General features: G+C 63.0%; 14 protein-coding genes. All 14 read left to right on the forward strand.

What is annotated here, in order from left to right:
• Complete coding sequence (locus HNE05_RS05675) at positions 1-504, forward strand: OmpH/Skp family outer membrane protein (RefSeq protein ID WP_173204193.1); 504 nt, start codon at positions 1-3, stop codon at positions 502-504.
• Positions 504-1,565, forward strand: coding sequence for a UDP-3-O-(3-hydroxymyristoyl)glucosamine N-acyltransferase (gene lpxD, locus HNE05_RS05680; protein WP_173211611.1), 1,062 nt, complete (start codon positions 504-506; stop codon positions 1,563-1,565). Before HNE05_RS05675 ends, lpxD begins: the two co-directional genes overlap by 1 nt.
• A gap of 47 nt (positions 1,566-1,612) precedes the next feature.
• Positions 1,613-2,053, forward strand: a complete 441-nt coding sequence (fabZ, locus tag HNE05_RS05685; RefSeq protein ID WP_173204195.1) for a 3-hydroxyacyl-ACP dehydratase FabZ — start codon at positions 1,613-1,615, stop codon at positions 2,051-2,053.
• Positions 2,050-2,826, forward strand: coding sequence for an acyl-ACP--UDP-N-acetylglucosamine O-acyltransferase (lpxA, locus tag HNE05_RS05690; protein ID WP_173204197.1), 777 nt, complete (start codon positions 2,050-2,052; stop codon positions 2,824-2,826). Before fabZ ends, lpxA begins: the two co-directional genes overlap by 4 nt.
• Positions 2,827-2,829: 3 nt before the next feature.
• Positions 2,830-3,963, forward strand: coding sequence for a lipid-A-disaccharide synthase (gene lpxB / locus HNE05_RS05695; protein ID WP_173204199.1), 1,134 nt, complete (start codon positions 2,830-2,832; stop codon positions 3,961-3,963).
• Positions 3,963-4,559 carry a ribonuclease HII gene (gene rnhB / locus HNE05_RS05700; RefSeq protein ID WP_173204201.1) on the forward strand — a complete coding sequence of 199 codons (597 nt, stop codon included), beginning with the start codon at positions 3,963-3,965 and terminating at the stop codon, positions 4,557-4,559. The genes lpxB and rnhB overlap by 1 nt, the downstream gene beginning before the upstream one ends.
• A 158-nt stretch (positions 4,560-4,717) precedes the next feature.
• Positions 4,718-8,236: a DNA polymerase III subunit alpha gene (gene dnaE, locus HNE05_RS05705; RefSeq protein WP_173204203.1), complete on the forward strand. Its 3,519-nt coding sequence runs from the start codon at positions 4,718-4,720 to the stop codon at positions 8,234-8,236.
• A gap of 118 nt (positions 8,237-8,354) precedes the next feature.
• The gene (accA, locus tag HNE05_RS05710; RefSeq protein WP_173204205.1) at positions 8,355-9,305 is read left to right on the forward strand and encodes an acetyl-CoA carboxylase carboxyl transferase subunit alpha; all 951 of its coding nucleotides are present in this window, start codon (positions 8,355-8,357) and stop codon (positions 9,303-9,305) included.
• Positions 9,306-9,361: 56 nt separating this feature from the next.
• Positions 9,362-10,678, forward strand: a complete 1,317-nt coding sequence (gene tilS, locus HNE05_RS05715; RefSeq protein ID WP_173204207.1) for a tRNA lysidine(34) synthetase TilS — start codon at positions 9,362-9,364, stop codon at positions 10,676-10,678.
• Positions 10,679-10,838: 160 nt separating this feature from the next.
• Positions 10,839-12,467 (forward strand): CTP synthase, encoded by a 1,629-nt coding sequence (locus HNE05_RS05720; protein WP_173204209.1) that lies wholly within the window; start codon positions 10,839-10,841, stop codon positions 12,465-12,467.
• A gap of 10 nt (positions 12,468-12,477) precedes the next feature.
• Positions 12,478-13,323, forward strand: a complete 846-nt coding sequence (gene kdsA / locus HNE05_RS05725; RefSeq protein ID WP_173204211.1) for a 3-deoxy-8-phosphooctulonate synthase — start codon at positions 12,478-12,480, stop codon at positions 13,321-13,323.
• Between the two features lie 42 nt (positions 13,324-13,365).
• On the forward strand, positions 13,366-14,655 hold the full coding sequence (gene eno / locus HNE05_RS05730) for a phosphopyruvate hydratase (RefSeq protein ID WP_173204213.1): 1,290 nt from the start codon (positions 13,366-13,368) through the stop codon (positions 14,653-14,655).
• Positions 14,656-14,762: 107 nt separating this feature from the next.
• Positions 14,763-15,044, forward strand: coding sequence for a cell division protein FtsB (ftsB, locus tag HNE05_RS05735; protein WP_173204216.1), 282 nt, complete (start codon positions 14,763-14,765; stop codon positions 15,042-15,044).
• Positions 15,041-15,751: a 2-C-methyl-D-erythritol 4-phosphate cytidylyltransferase gene (gene ispD, locus HNE05_RS05740; RefSeq protein ID WP_173204218.1), complete on the forward strand. Its 711-nt coding sequence runs from the start codon at positions 15,041-15,043 to the stop codon at positions 15,749-15,751. Before ftsB ends, ispD begins: the two co-directional genes overlap by 4 nt.
• Positions 15,752-15,759: the final 8 nt, after the last annotated feature.

Consider the following 15,759-nt stretch of genomic DNA (forward strand, 5'->3'; position numbering starts at 1 on the left):
GTGCGTAAGTTGACTCAACTGGTTCTGATCACCATGGCCCTGGTGGCGACTCCGGCGTTTGCCGAGATGAAGGTGGCAGTACTGAACTACCAAATGGCCCTGCTTGAGTCTGACGCTGCGAAGAAATACGCCGTGGATGCCGAGAAGAAATTCGGTCCGCAACTGAACAAGCTGAAGCAGCTGGAAACCGACGCCAAGCGCATTCAGGACCGCCTGGTCAAAGAAGGCGAGCGTATGCAGCAAGCCGAGCGTGAGCGCCTGGAGCTTGAGTTCAAGCAGAAGGCCCGTGACTTCCAGTTCCAGTCCAAGGAACTCAACGAAGCCAAGGCCATCTCCGATCGCGACATGCTCAAGCAGCTCAAGCCGAAGCTGGACAAGGCGGTCGAGGAAGTGATCAAGGGCGGCAATTTTGACCTGGTGCTGGAACGTGGCGCGGTAATCGACGTCAAGCCTCAGCTCGACATTACCCGTCAGGTCATCGAGCGCATGAACAAGCTGCGCTGATCATGAGCGCAGTGTCGTTTACCCTCGGTCAGCTGGCCGAGCAGCTGGGCGCCACCTTGCGTGGTGCCGCCGACAAGCCGATTCGTGGCCTGGCGTCCCTGCAGGATGCCGGCGCCGAGCAGTTGAGCTTTCTGGCCAATGCCCAGTACCGCAAGTTCCTCGCCGATACGCAGGCAGGCGCAGTGCTGCTCACCGCGGCGGATGCCGATGGCTTCGCGGGTGATGCTCTGGTCGTGGCCAATCCCTATCTGGCCTATGCCCAGCTTTCCCATCTGTTCGATCGCAAGCCCGTTGCCACTGCCGGGGTTCACCCGACGGCCGTGGTGGCTGCCGATGCGCAGGTCGATGCGAGCGCCAGTATCGGCGCCTATGCGGTGATTGAAAGCGCTGCGCAGATCGGTGCTGGCGTGACCATCGGCGCGCATTGCGTGATCGGTGCGCGCAGCTCTATCGGTGAGCATGGTTGGCTGGCGCCGCGCGTGACCCTGTATCACGACGTGCACATCGGCAAGCGTGTGGTCATCCAGTCTGGCGCCGTGCTCGGTGGTGAGGGCTTCGGCTTCGCCAACGAAAAAGGTGTCTGGCAGAAGATCGCGCAGATCGGTGGCGTGACCCTGGGCGACGATGTCGAGATCGGTGCTAACACCACCATCGACCGCGGTGCCCTGGCCGATACCTTGATCGGCAACGGGGTCAAGCTGGATAACCAGATCATGATCGCGCACAACGTGCAGATCGGCGACAACACCGCCATGGCCGGTTGCGCGGGTATTTCCGGCAGCACCAAGATCGGCAAGAACTGCATGATCGCCGGTGGGGTGGGCATGGTTGGGCACATCGAGGTGTGCGACAACGTGTTCGTCACCGGCATGACCATGGTCACCCGTTCGATTACCGAACCTGGGGCCTACTCCTCGGGTACTGCAATGCAAACTGCGGCCGACTGGAAGAAGAGCGCTGCGCGCATTCGCCAGTTGGACGATATGGCACGACGCCTGCGCGACATGGAAAAGCGCCTGGCTGCCGTGACCCCGGGCGCCGATGCCTCATCAGATGCCTGACCCGCGTCTGACGCACGTCCCCATTCTTTAGAACAGGCTTTCCGTACATGATGGACATCAACCAGATTCGCGAATACTTGCCGCACCGTTACCCCTTCCTGCTGGTGGACCGGGTGGCAGAGCTGGATCTCGAGGGCAAGACCATTCGTGCCTACAAGAATGTCAGCATCAATGAGCCGTTTTTCAACGGGCATTTCCCCGAACATCCGATCATGCCGGGCGTGCTGATCATCGAGGCAATGGCCCAGGCCGCTGGGATTCTCGGTTTCAAGATGATGGATCTGAAACCCTCCGATGGCACCCTGTATTACTTTGTCGGCTCCGACAAGCTACGCTTTCGTCAGCCAGTGGTACCGGGCGATCAGCTGATGCTCGAAGCCAAGTACCTGAGTAACAAGCGCAGCATCTGGAAGTTCGCGTGCAAGGCCAGCGTCGATGGCAAGGAAGTCTGCTCGGCAGAAATCATCTGTGCGGAACGCAAACTATGAGTTTGATTGACCCTCGCGCCATCATCGATCCGTCGGCCAAGCTGGCGGATGACGTTCAGGTCGGCCCCTGGTCGATCATTGGACCCGATGTGGAAATAGGCGAGGGTAGCGTGGTCGGCCCCCATGTGATCATCAAGGGCCCGACCCAGATTGGTAAGCACAACCGTATCTATCAGTTCTCGTCGGTCGGTGAAGATACCCCTGACCTGAAGTACAACGGCGAGCCGACTCGCCTAGTGATCGGCGATAACAACGTGATTCGCGAGGGTGTCACCATCCATCGCGGGACCGTACAGGACCGCTCGGAAACCACCATAGGCGATCACAACCTGCTGATGGCCTATGTGCATATCGGTCACGACAGCGTGATCGGCAATCACTGCATTCTGGTCAATAACACCGCCTTGGCCGGCCACGTGAAGATGGACGACTGGGCGATCCTGTCGGGCTTCACCCTGGTTCACCAGTTCTGCCGCATCGGCGCACACAGCTTCTCCGGCATGGGCACGGCGATCGGCAAGGATGTGCCGGCCTATGTCACCGTGTTCGGCAATCCGGCCGAGGCGCGTAGCATGAACTTCGAAGGCATGCGCCGCCGTGGTTTCAGCGCAGAAGCCATTGCTTCGCTGCGCCGCGCCTACAAGGTGGTGTATCGCCAGGGCCTGACTGTCGAGCAGGCGCTGGCCGAGCTGGCCGAATCCTCTGCGCAATTCCCGGAAGTGGCGGTATTCCGCGACTCCATCCAGGCTTCCACCCGCGGCATCACCCGCTAAGTCATGGCGCGTCCTCTTCGCATAGCGCTGGTGGCCGGCGAGGCCTCCGGCGACATTCTCGGCGCCGGCCTGATGCAGGCGCTCAAGCGTCAGCATCCGCAGGTCGAGTTCATCGGCATTGGTGGGCCGCGCATGGAGGCCGAAGGCCTCAAGTCCTACTTCCCGATGGAGCGCCTGGCGGTGATGGGCCTGGTCGAGGTGCTCGGCCGCCTGCTGGAGTTGCTGGCACGGCGCAAGCGCCTGATCCGCACGCTGATCGAGGCCAAGCCGGATGTGTTCATCGGTATCGATGCGCCGGACTTCAACCTGACCCTCGAGCTCAAGCTACGCCAGGCCGGGATCAAGACCGTGCACTACGTCAGCCCGTCGGTCTGGGCCTGGCGGCAGAAGCGCGTGCTGAAGATTCGCGAAGCCTGCGACCTGATGCTGACTCTGTTTCCCTTCGAGGCGCGTTTCTATCTCGATCATCAGGTGCCGGTACGTTTCGTCGGCCATCCGCTGGCCAATACCATCCCGCTGCAGGCCGACCGCCAAGCCGCCCGCGAAGTCTTGGGGCTGGATGACGATGCGATGGTCGTTGCCCTGTTGCCGGGCAGCCGTGGCGGCGAAGTGGCGCGTCTGGGCGCTTTGTTCCTCGACGCCGCCGAGCGCCTGCGCGCCCTGCGGCCGGGCGTGCGTTTTGTCCTGCCCTGCGCCAGTCGTGAGCGCCGCCAGCAACTGGAAGAGCTGCTGGGTAACCGTGACCTGCCGTTGCTGTTGCTCGATGGCCAGTCCCATGAAGCTCTGGCCGCCTGCGATGCCGTGCTGATCGCTTCCGGTACGGCGACCCTCGAAGCGCTGCTGTACAAGCGCCCAATGGTGGTGGCCTACAAGGTGGCGCCGCTGACCTATCGCATTCTCAAACGCCTGGTGACCAGCCCCTATATTTCCCTGCCCAACCTGCTGGCCGAGCGCCTGCTGGTGCCTGAGCTGATCCAGGATGCGGCCACCCCGGATGCCCTGGCGCAGACCCTGGCGCCGCTGCTGGATGACGGCGCGGTGCAAACCGAAGGCTTCGATGTGATTCATCGCGCCCTGCGGCACGATGCCTCCGAACAGGCCGCCGATGCGGTGCTCAAGCTGGCAGGGCTGGCCTGATGCAGATGGGCTTGGATTTCACTCTGGTCGAGGAATTGGTCGCCGGCGTCGACGAAGTCGGCCGTGGCCCACTCTGTGGCCCGGTGGTCACCGCCGCAGTGATCCTCGATCCGGCGCGGCCGATCCTCGGGCTCAATGACTCGAAGAAGCTCAGCGAGGCGCGCCGCGAGAAGCTGTTCGACGAAATTTGCGAAAAAGCCCTGGCCTGGTGCATCGCCCGCGCCGAGGTGGAAGAGATCGACCGCCTGAATATCCTGCACGCCACCATGCTGGCCATGCAGCGCGCAGTGGAAGGGCTCAGCGTGACGCCACGCCTGGCGTTGATCGACGGCAATCGTTGTCCCAAGCTGGCAGTGCCTAGCGCGCCAGTGGTCAAAGGTGACAGCCAGGTGCCGGCCATCGCCGCCGCCTCGATCCTGGCCAAGGTCAGCCGTGACCGTGAGATGCAAGCGCTGGAGGCCTTGTACCCCGGCTACGGCATCGGCGGGCACAAGGGCTATCCCACACCGGTGCATCTGGAAGCGCTCAAGCGCCTGGGTGCCACGCCGATCCACCGGCGCTCCTTCGCGCCGGTGCGCGCGGTGCTGGAAGAGTAGGGTGGATCACGCTTTATCGATCCGCCGAACGGCGCGTCGGTGGATGTAGAGAGCGACAGCCACCCTACGCTGCGATCCCCTGATCCGCATGCTGCTGTTTGCACCTTGGCCCGGTACAATCCGGGCCTTATTGTTTTTGTGTTCTGTACAGGATCGTCATGACCACCACCTTCGTCCATCTACGCCTGCATACCGAGTTTTCCCTGGTCGATGGCCTGGTCCGGGTCAAACCCCTGGTCAAGGCGGTGGCCGGTGCCGGCATGCCGGCGGTGGCGGTCACCGATCAGAGCAACATGTGCTCGCTGGTGAAGTTCTACAAGGCGGCGCAGGGCGGCGGGATCAAACCGATCTGTGGTGCCGACATCTGGCTGGCCAGCGCCGAAGAAGACGGCCCGTTGACGCGCATGACCCTGCTGGCGATGAATGCCAAGGGCTATCGCAATCTCACCGAACTGGTCTCGCGCGGCTGGAGCGATGGGCAGAGCAACGACCTGGTGATCATCCAGCGCGACTGGGTCAAGGAAGCAGCCGAGGGCCTGATCGCCCTGTCCGGTGCGCGCGACGGCGAGATCGGTCATGCCTTGCTGGCCGGCGAGCAGGCGCGTGCCGAGGCACTGCTGGGCGAATGGCAGGCGGTATTCCCCGAGCGTTTCTACCTCGAACTGCACCGCTGCAATCGCATCAACGACGAAGAGCATGTGCATGCCGCCGTGGCCCTGGCCGCTCGCTGCGGTGCGGCGCTGGTGGCGACCAACGATGTGCGCTTCCTCAAGCAGGGCGACTTCGAGGCCCACGAGACCCGCGTGTGCATCGGCGAGAGCCGCACCCTGGATGACCCGCGCCGCCCGCGCACCTATTCCGACCAGCAGTACCTGAAGACTCCGGCCGAGATGGCCGAGCTGTTCAGCGACATCCCCGAGGCGCTGGAAAACACCGTCGAAATCGCTAAGCGCTGCAACATCGAAGTGCAGTTGGGTAAGTACTTCTTGCCTGACTTCCCGGTGCCGGATGGCATGACCATCGACGAGTACTTCCGCAAGGTCTCCTTCGATGGCCTCGACGAGCGCCTGGAAGTGCTGCTGCCCAAGGACACCCCGGACTACGAGGCGAAGAAGCAGGTCTACATCGACCGGCTGAATTTCGAGCTGGATATCATCATCCAGATGGGTTTCCCCGGTTACTTCCTGATCGTTATGGACTTCATCCAGTGGGCCAAGAGCAACGGCGTGCCGGTCGGCCCGGGCCGCGGTTCGGGTGCCGGCTCGCTGGTGGCCTATGTGCAGAAGATCACCGACCTCGACCCGCTGGCCTACGACCTGCTGTTCGAGCGCTTCCTCAACCCCGAACGCGTCTCCATGCCCGACTTCGACGTCGACTTCTGCATGGACGGCCGCGACCGGGTGATCGACTACGTGGCCGAGAAATACGGGCGTAACGCGGTGAGCCAGATCATCACCTTCGGCACCATGGCGGCCAAGGCTGTGGTGCGCGACGTGGCGCGGGTGCAGGGCAAGTCCTACGGTCTGGCCGATCGCCTGTCGAAGATGATTCCCTTCGAGGTCGGCATGACCCTGGAGAAGGCCTACGAGATGGAGGAGCCGCTGCGCGACTTCCTCAAGGTCGACGAGGAGGCCGCAGAGATCTGGGAGATGTCGCTCAAGCTCGAGGGCATCTGCCGCGGTACCGGCAAGCACGCCGGGGGCGTGGTGATCGCGCCGACCAAGCTCACCGACTTCTCGCCGATTGCCTGCGATGAAGAGGGTGGCGGCCTGGTCACCCAGTTCGACAAGGACGACGTGGAGGCGGCCGGCCTGGTCAAGTTCGACTTCCTCGGCCTGCGCACCCTGACCATCATCAAGTGGGCGATGGAGACGATCAACCGCGAGCAGGCGAAGAAGGGCCTGCCGGATGTGAACATCGACTTCATCCCGCTGGATGACAAAAAAACCTACGACATGCTGCAGAAGGCCGAGACCACTGCGGTGTTCCAGCTTGAATCGCGCGGCATGAAGGAGCTGATCAAGAAGCTCAAGCCGGACTGCCTGGAAGACATGATCGCCCTGGTGGCGCTGTTCCGTCCCGGTCCGCTGCAGTCGGGCATGGTGGACGACTTCATCAACCGTAAACACGGTCGCGAGCAGCTCTCCTACCCGCATCCGGACTACCAGTACGCGGGCCTGGAGCCGGTGCTCAAGCCGACCTACGGCATCATCCTGTACCAGGAACAGGTGATGCAGATTGCTCAGGTCATGGCCGGCTACACCCTCGGCGGTGCGGACATGCTGCGTCGCGCCATGGGTAAGAAGAAGCCCGAGGAGATGGCCAAGCAGCGCGGCGGTTTCATCGAGGGTTGTGCCAGTAACAACATCTCGGCGGACCTGGCGGGCAACATCTTCGACCTGGTGGAAAAGTTCGCCGGCTACGGCTTCAACAAATCCCACTCGGCCGCCTATGGCCTGGTCTCCTACCAGACCGCCTGGCTCAAGGCGCATTTCCCGTCGCCGTTCATGGCCGCGGTGCTCTCGGCGGATATGCACAACACCGAGAAGGTCGTGACCCTGATCGAGGAGTGCCGCAGCATGAAGCTGCGCATCCTCGCCCCGGATGTGAACAACTCCGAGTTCAAGTTCACCGTCGATGATGACGGGCGCATTGTCTACGGCCTGGGTGCAATCAAGGGCGTGGGCGAGGGGCCGGTGGAGGCCATCGTCGAGTCGCGTCAGGATGGCCCGTTCAAGGACCTGTTCGACTTCTGCTCGCGGGTCGACCTCAAACGCATCAACAAACGCACCCTGGAAGCGCTGATCCGCGGCGGCGCGCTGGATCGCCTGGGGCCTTACTTCGATGACGAACTCAAGGCCTACCAGGCCGGCATCGACCGCAATCGTGCGGTGTTGCTGGCAGCCATGGAGGAGGCGGCGCAGGCTGCTGAGCAGGCGGCGCGCAGCCATGACAGCGGGCATGCCGACCTGTTTGGCGGCTTGTTCTCCGAGCCCGAGGCGGATGTCTACGTCAACCACCGCAACGCCCGCGAGCTGTCGCTGAAAGAGCGCCTGAAGGGCGAGAAGGACTGCCTCGGCCTGTACCTCACCGGTCACCCGATCGACGAATACGAAGGTGAAGTGCGGCGCTTCGCCCGTCAGCGCATCATCGACCTGCGTCCGGCGCGCGAGAGCCAGACCATTGCTGGTCTGATCGTCAACCTGCGGGTGATGAAGAACAAGAAGGGCGACAAGATGGGCTTCATCACCCTCGACGACCGTTCCGGGCGGATCGAGGCCTCGCTGTTCGCCGATGCTTTCGCCAGCAACCAGGCGCTGCTGCAGAGCGATGCGCTGGTGGTGGTCGAGGGCGAGGTGAGCAACGACGACTTCTCCGGCGGCCTGCGCCTACGCGCCAAACGAGTAATGAGCCTGGAAGAGGCGCGTACCGGCCTGGCGGAAAGCCTACGCCTGTGTGTCGGGCGTGAGGCGCTGCAGGGTGATCGTCTGCGCTGGTTGGGTGAGTTGCTCGGCAAGTACCGCGGCGCCTGCCCGCTGACCCTGGATTACAGTGGCAGCGACGCCAAGGCCGTGTTGCAGTTTGGTGAGCAGTGGCGCATCGATCCGGCCGATGGTCTGATCCAAAGCCTGCGTGACCAGTTCGGCAAAGACAACGTCTTCCTCCAATACCGCTGAGTAGCAGGCCACCGGCCTGGCTTCTCGGTCTCGACCCCAGGCGCCTTATCCCTTAAGGTATTGCGCCAGATGGAATCAGCCGCCCGGCCACTCGGCCGCCGATGCAAGACGGACGCCTATGAACCCGAACTTTCTCGACTTCGAACAGCCGATCGCCGACCTGCAAGCCAAGATCGAAGAGTTGCGCCTGGTCGGTAACGACAATGCGCTGAACATCAGCGACGAGATTGCCCGCCTGCAGGACAAGAGCAATGCGCTGACCGAGAGCATCTTCAGTAATCTCAGCAGCTGGCAGATATCCAAGCTCTCCCGTCATCCGCATCGCCCTTATACCCTCGACTACATCGAGCACATCTTCAGCGAGTTCGACGAGTTGCATGGCGACCGGCACTTCTCCGACGATGCCGCCCTGGTCGGCGGTGTTGCCCGTCTGGATGATCAGCCGGTGATGGTGATCGGTCACCAGAAGGGCCGCGAAGTGCGCGAGAAGGTGCGCCGCAACTTCGGCATGCCGCGTCCGGAAGGCTACCGCAAGGCCTGTCGCCTGATGGAAATGGCCGAGCGCTTCAAGCTGCCGATCCTGACCTTTATCGACACACCCGGTGCTTACCCGGGGATCGACGCCGAAGAGCGTAACCAGAGCGAGGCCATCGCCTGGAACCTGCGCGTGATGTCGCGCCTGAAAACCCCGATTATCGCCACCGTGATCGGCGAGGGCGGTTCCGGCGGTGCGCTGGCCATCGGCGTCTGCGACCAGCTGAACATGCTGCAGTACTCCACCTACTCGGTAATCTCGCCGGAAGGCTGCGCCTCGATCCTGTGGAAAACCTCGGAGAAGGCGCCGGATGCGGCCGAAGCCATGGGCATCACCGCCGAGCGCCTGAAAGGCCTGGGCATCGTCGATAAGGTGATCGGCGAGCCATTGGGCGGTGCCCATCGTGATCCAGCAACGGCGGCGGCGAGTATTCGCAAGGAGCTGCTGTCGCAACTCAAGGGGCTGAAGAAACTCAATAACGACAAGCTGCTGGAGCGTCGTTACCAGCGTCTGATGAGCTACGGCATCGCCTGATCATCTTGCTGCACGCACAACGGGCCTTCGGGCCCGTTGTTGTTTAAGCTAGGCCAATGATTCCCCTCGAAAACCGACTGCTCGCAGCACTACAGCCCTGGCTGGCAGCCCCGGCCTGGCGGGTGGCGCTGTCCGGCGGTCTGGATTCCAGTGTGTTGCTGCACCTGCTGGCGCGTCTGCGTGCTCGTCAGGCCTTGCCGCCGCTCTCGGCTATTCATGTGCACCATGGTCTGCAGGCGATTGCCGATAGCTGGCCGCAGCACTGCCAGCAGTTGTGCGATGGGCTGGGCGTACCGCTGCAGATCGACTATGTGCAGGTCGCTGCCGGTGCCAGCCTCGAACGGGCGGCGCGTGAGGCGCGCTATGGCGCACTCGAGCGCTGTCTGGGGGCTGGCGAACTGCTGCTGACCGGGCAGCACCGCGATGACCAGGCCGAAACCCTGCTCTTTCGTCTGTTGCGCGGTGCCGGCGTGCGGGGGCTGGCGGCCATGCCGGCGCAGCGCGCGCTTGGCCAGGGTGTGTTGCTGCGCCCATTGCTGGCGGTGTCGCGCAGTGAGCTGGAGACTTATGCGCAGCAGCATGAGCTGCATTGGGTCGAGGACCCGTCCAATACCGATATGCGTTTCGCCCGTAACTTCCTGCGCGCGGAGGTGCTGCCCCTGCTGGCGCGCCAGTGGCCACAGGCCAGGCAAAACCTGGCACGCAGCGCCGAGCACATGCGCGAGGCGCAGGGCTTGCTCGATGAGCTGGCCGAGCTGGATCTGCTGGCAGCTGCGCCACCCTCGGAATATGCCTGGCTGGGGCTGCCTTCGCTGGCGCTTGGGCCGCTGCGTCAGCTGTCGGCAGCACGCCAGCGCAATGCGCTGCGTCATTGGCTGGCGCCACGCACAAGCCTGCCGGACAGCGAGCACTGGCAGGGTTGGCAAGATCTGCGCGATGCGGCAGTCGACAGTGCGCCGGTCTGGCGTCTGGCGGCGGGCGAGCTGAGGCGCGCCGACGAACGGTTGTGGTGGCTGGTGGGTGAATGGCTGCAGGCTCCGTCGCCGCCCGCAGCCTGGTCGGAGCCGGCGCAGCCGCTGCAATTGCCGGGCAATGGTCGGCTCAGTTTGCGTGGCGAATATCCCGTGGGCGAGTTGCAAGTGCGTTACAGAATCGGCGGTGAAGTGCTGGTGCTGCCGGGGCGCGGTCATCGCGATCTGAAGCGTTTGCTCAACGAGCGCGGCGTGCCGGCTTTTGTCCGCGGCCGATTGCCGCTGCTGTATCGCGGCGAGGAGCTGCTGGCCGTGGCCAACCTGCCTGGCTTGGACGGTTCGCAGTGGGGCGATTGGCAATTGTCCTGGCAGCCGCCGACGAGCGAGCAAGGTTTGAGCTGAAAGGGCCTTTCCGGTAGACTACGCTCCCGTCTTGTTACTGCTTTCTGCGAGTTCCCCGGAACCCGCGGAAGCTTGCTTATTTCAGGTTGGCCAAGAGTGCCGGCCTGCGCTTTCACCCCGGCGGCGCTGACCGCTTGAACGCAGACTTCTAGGATTTTTCATGACGCGCTACATCTTCGTCACGGGTGGTGTTGTTTCTTCATTGGGGAAAGGCATCGCTTCGGCTTCACTGGCAGCCATCCTGGAGGCGCGGGGCCTGAAGGTCACCATGCTCAAACTGGATCCCTATATCAACGTCGATCCGGGCACCATGAGCCCGTTCCAGCACGGCGAGGTGTTCGTCACCCACGACGGCGCCGAGACCGACCTCGACCTGGGCCACTACGAGCGGTTCATCCGCACCACGATGACCCAGAACAACAACTTCACCACCGGCCGCGTCTACGAAGACGTGCTGCGTAAAGAGCGCCGTGGTGATTATCTGGGTGCGACCATCCAGGTCATTCCGCACATCACCGACGAGATCAAGCGCCGCATCATCAAGGGTGCCGGCGATGCCGACGTGGCCATGGTCGAGATCGGCGGTACGGTCGGCGACATCGAGTCGCAACCGTTCCTCGAGGCGATCCGCCAGCTGCGTGTGGAAGTGGGCGCCAAGCGCGCCATGCTGATGCACCTGACCCTGGTGCCGTACATCGCCACGGCTGGTGAGACCAAGACCAAGCCGACCCAACACTCGGTCAAGGAGCTGCGCTCCATTGGCCTGCAGCCGGACGTGCTGATCTGCCGCTCCGACCATGAAGTCGACCAGTCCTCGCGGCGCAAGATCGCCCTGTTCACCAACGTCGAAGAGCGTGCGGTGATCGGCCTGGAAGACGTCGACACCATCTACAAGATTCCGTCCGTGCTGCACGCCCAGGGCCTGGACGACTTCGTCGTCGAGCGCTTCGGCCTGCAATGCAACCCGGCCGACCTCTCCGAGTGGGACCGCGTGGTGGATGCCAAGCTGAACCCGGAGAAGGAAGTCACCATCGCCATGGTCGGCAAGTACATGGAGCTGCTGGATGCCTACAAGTCGCTGATCGAAGCGATGAGCCATGCCGGCATCGAGAACCGCACCAAGGTCAACCTGCGCTATATCGACTCCGAGGACATCGAGAACAAAGGCACCAGCCTGCTCGAAGGTGTCGATGCCATCCTGGTGCCCGGCGGCTTCGGTCTGCGCGGCGTGGAAGGCAAGATCACCACCGTGCAGTACGCTCGCGAGAACAAGATCCCTTACCTGGGCATCTGCCTCGGCATGCAGGTCGCGGTGATCGAGTTCGCCCGCAATGTGCTGGGCTGGAAAGACGCCAACTCCACCGAGTTCGACCAGAATGGCGCGCACCCGGTGGTCGGTCTGATTACCGAATGGCAAGACGCCACCGGCGCCACCGAAGTCCGTACCGATGCCTCCGACCTGGGCGGCACCATGCGTCTGGGTGCCCAGGACTGCCAGCTGCTGGCCGGTTCCAATGTGCGTGAGTGCTACGGCAAGGACGTGATCGTCGAGCGTCACCGCCACCGCTACGAAGTGAACAACAACCTGCTGCCGCAACTGCTGCAGGCCGGCCTGAAAGTGACCGGTCGCTCCGCCGACGGCGCTCTGGTTGAAGTGGTCGAGGCACCGGACCATCCGTGGTTCGTCGCCTGCCAGTTCCACCCGGAATTCACCTCCACCCCGCGTGATGGCCACCCGCTGTTCAGCGGCTTCGTCAAGGCCGCACTGAAGCAGGCCGGTAAGGCATAAGGCAAAGGACATGACCCAGAAGATCATCAAGGTTGGCGGCATCGAGATCGCCAACGACAAGCCGTTCGTGCTGTTCGGTGGCATCAACGTCATGGAATCGCGCGACCTGGCAATGAAGGCCTGCGAAGAATACGTGCGGGTTACCGAGAAGCTCGGTATCCCCTACGTGTTCAAAGCCAGCTTCGACAAGGCCAACCGTTCCTCGATCACCTCCTTCCGCGGCCCGGGCCTGGAAGAGGGCATGAAGATCTTCGAGGAAGTGAAGAAGACCTTCGGCGTGCCGGTGATCACCGACGTCCACGAGCCTTTCCAGGCTGCGCCAGTGGCCGAGGTGTGCGACATCATCCAGCTGCCGGCCTTCCTCTCGCGGCAGACCGATCTGGTGGTGGCCATGGCCAAGACCAACGCGGTGATCAATATCAAGAAAGCCCAGTTCCTTGCACCGCAGGAGATGAAACATATCCTGACCAAGTGCGAAGAAGCGGGTAATGATCGTCTGATCCTCTGCGAGCGCGGTTCCTCCTTCGGTTACAACAACCTGGTGGTGGACATGCTCGGCTTTGGCATCATGAAGCAGTTCAACTACCCGGTATTCTTCGACGTCACCCATGCCCTGCAGATGCCGGGCGGGCGCGCCGATTCTGCCGGTGGCCGCCGTGCCCAGGTCACCGACCTGGCCAAGGCCGGTATGAGCCAGGGCCTGGCCGGCCTGTTCCTCGAGGCCCATCCGGATCCGGATAACGCCAAGTGCGACGGTCCTTGCGCCCTGCGTCTGGACAAGCTGGAACCCTTCCTCACCCAGCTCAAGCAGCTGGATGATCTGGTCAAGAGTTTTGCCCCGATCGAGACGGCATAAGCCCCTCGATCACGCATCTTTCAACTGTTGGAGCTAGCAAGAATGGCAAAGATCGTCGACATCAAGGGCCGTGAGGTTCTCGACTCCCGTGGCAACCCCACTGTAGAAGCCGATGTAATCCTCGACAACGGCATCATCGGCAGCGCCTGTGCGCCGTCCGGTGCTTCCACCGGTTCGCGCGAAGCGCTGGAACTGCGTGATGGCGACAAGAGCCGTTACCTGGGCAAGGGCGTGCTGAAGGCCGTAGCCAACATCAATGGCCCGATCCGTGACTTGCTGCTGGGTAAAGATGCCCGCGAGCAGAAAGCCCTCGACCTGGCCATGATCGATCTGGACGGCACCGAGAACAAAGGCAAGCTGGGCGCCAACGCCATCCTCGCCGTATCCCTGGCCGCCGCCAAGGCTGCCGCGCAGGCCAAGGGCGTGCCGCTGTACGCGCACATCGCCGACCTCAACGGCACCCCGGGCGTTTATTCCATGCCGGTGCCGATGATGAACATCATCAACGGTGGCGAGCACGCCGATAACAACGTCGACATTCAGGAGTTCATGGTTCAGCCGGTTGGCGCCAAGACCTTCTCCGATGCGCTGCGCATGGGCACCGAGATCTTCCATCACCTGAAAGCCGTGCTCAAGGCCCGTGGCCTGAGCACTTCCGTCGGTGACGAAGGCGGTTTCGCGCCGAACCTGGCTTCCAACGAAGACGCCCTGGCGGCCATCGCCGAAGCCGTGGCCAATGCCGGCTACAAACTGGGCACTGACGTGACCCTGGCCCTGGACTGCGCTTCCTCCGAGTTCTTCGAAGACGGCAAGTACGACCTGGCCGGCGAAGGCAAGGTATTCAGCGCCGAAGGTTTCGCCGACTACCTGGCCGGCCTGACCCAGCGCTACCCGATCATCTCCATTGAAGACGGCATGGACGAGTCCGACTGGGCTGGCTGGAAAGTGCTGACCGACAAGATCGGCGAGAAAGTCCAGCTGGTTGGCGACGATCTGTTCGTCACCAACACCAAGATCCTCAAGCGCGGCATCGACGAATCCATCGGCAACTCGATCCTGATCAAGTTCAACCAGATCGGCTCGCTGACCGAAACCCTGGAAGCCATCCAGATGGCCAAGGCCGCCGGCTACACCGCGGTGATCTCGCACCGTTCCGGTGAAACCGAGGACAGCACCATCGCCGACCTGGCGGTAGGTACTGCTGCCGGCCAGATCAAGACTGGCTCCCTGTGCCGTTCGGATCGCGTGTCCAAGTACAACCAGCTGCTGCGTATCGAAGAGCAGTTGGGCGGCAAGGCTCCTTATAAAGGCCGCGCCGAGTTCCGCGGCTGAAAACTGCTGCGCTCGGTCTGATCGTCGCTCGCGACGTTTTCAGTAGCTGGGCTAGAAATGGTAAAAGGGCAGCGCAAGCTGCCCTTTGCTTATGGATTCTGAGTTCGATGGCTAAAGCTCCTTACTGGTTGTTCCTCGCTCTGCTGCTGGTGCTGTCCGGCCTGCAGTATCGCCTGTGGGTGGGCGATGGCAGCCTGGCCCAGGTCACCGAGCTGAAGCGCCAGATCGCCGAACAGCAAGGCGAGAACGAGCGCCTGCTGGAGCGCAACCAGATTCTCGAAGCCGAGGTCATGGAGCTCAAACAGGGCACCGAGACCGTCGAGGAGCGGGCGCGCCACGAACTGGGCATGGTCAAAGAGGGCGAGACCCTCTATCAGCTGGCCGAATGACCGCTGCCGCCTTGCCACCATTCTGGGTGGTAATTCCCGCTGCCGGCATCGGTTCGCGCATGCGTGCAGACCGCCCCAAGCAGTACCTGCAGTTGGCCGGACGCAGCATTCTCGAACACACCCTCGATTGTTTTCTCGATCATCCGCAGCTCAAGGGCCTGGTGCTCTGCCTGGCGGCGGACGATCCCTTTTGGCCAGTACTGCCCGGAGCCAGTGATCCACGCATCCAGCGGGTCGATGGCGGCGGCGAACGGGCCGACTCGGTGCTCAATGGCCTGCTGCACCTGCGCGAGCTGGGTGCGCAGGAAGGCGACTGGGTGCTGGTGCATGATGCGGCGCGGCCCAACTTGGCGCGCGCTGACCTCGATCTGCTGCTGGCTGAGCTGGCCGATGACCCGGTTGGCGGCCTGCTCGCCGTGCCGGCACGCGACACCCTCAAGCGCGCCGGTGCGGATGGTCGGGTGCAGGAGACGGTGGATCGCAGCGTGATCTGGCAGGCCTACACGCCACAGATGTTCCATTTCGCCGCGTTGCATCGTGCCCTGGCCGACGCCCTGGTCGCGGGCGTGGCGGTGACAGACGAGGCGTCGGCGCTGGAGTGGGCGGGCTTGGCCCCACGCCTGATCGAGGGGCGGGCGGATAACCTGAAGATCACCCGCCCGGAAGACCTGGAATGGCTGCGCCAGCGCTGGCCGCACAAGGTATGAGCCTGCCG

The organism is Pseudomonas campi, assembly GCF_013200955.2.
In the GTDB taxonomy this organism is placed as follows: Bacteria; Pseudomonadota; Gammaproteobacteria; order Pseudomonadales; family Pseudomonadaceae; genus Aquipseudomonas; species Aquipseudomonas campi.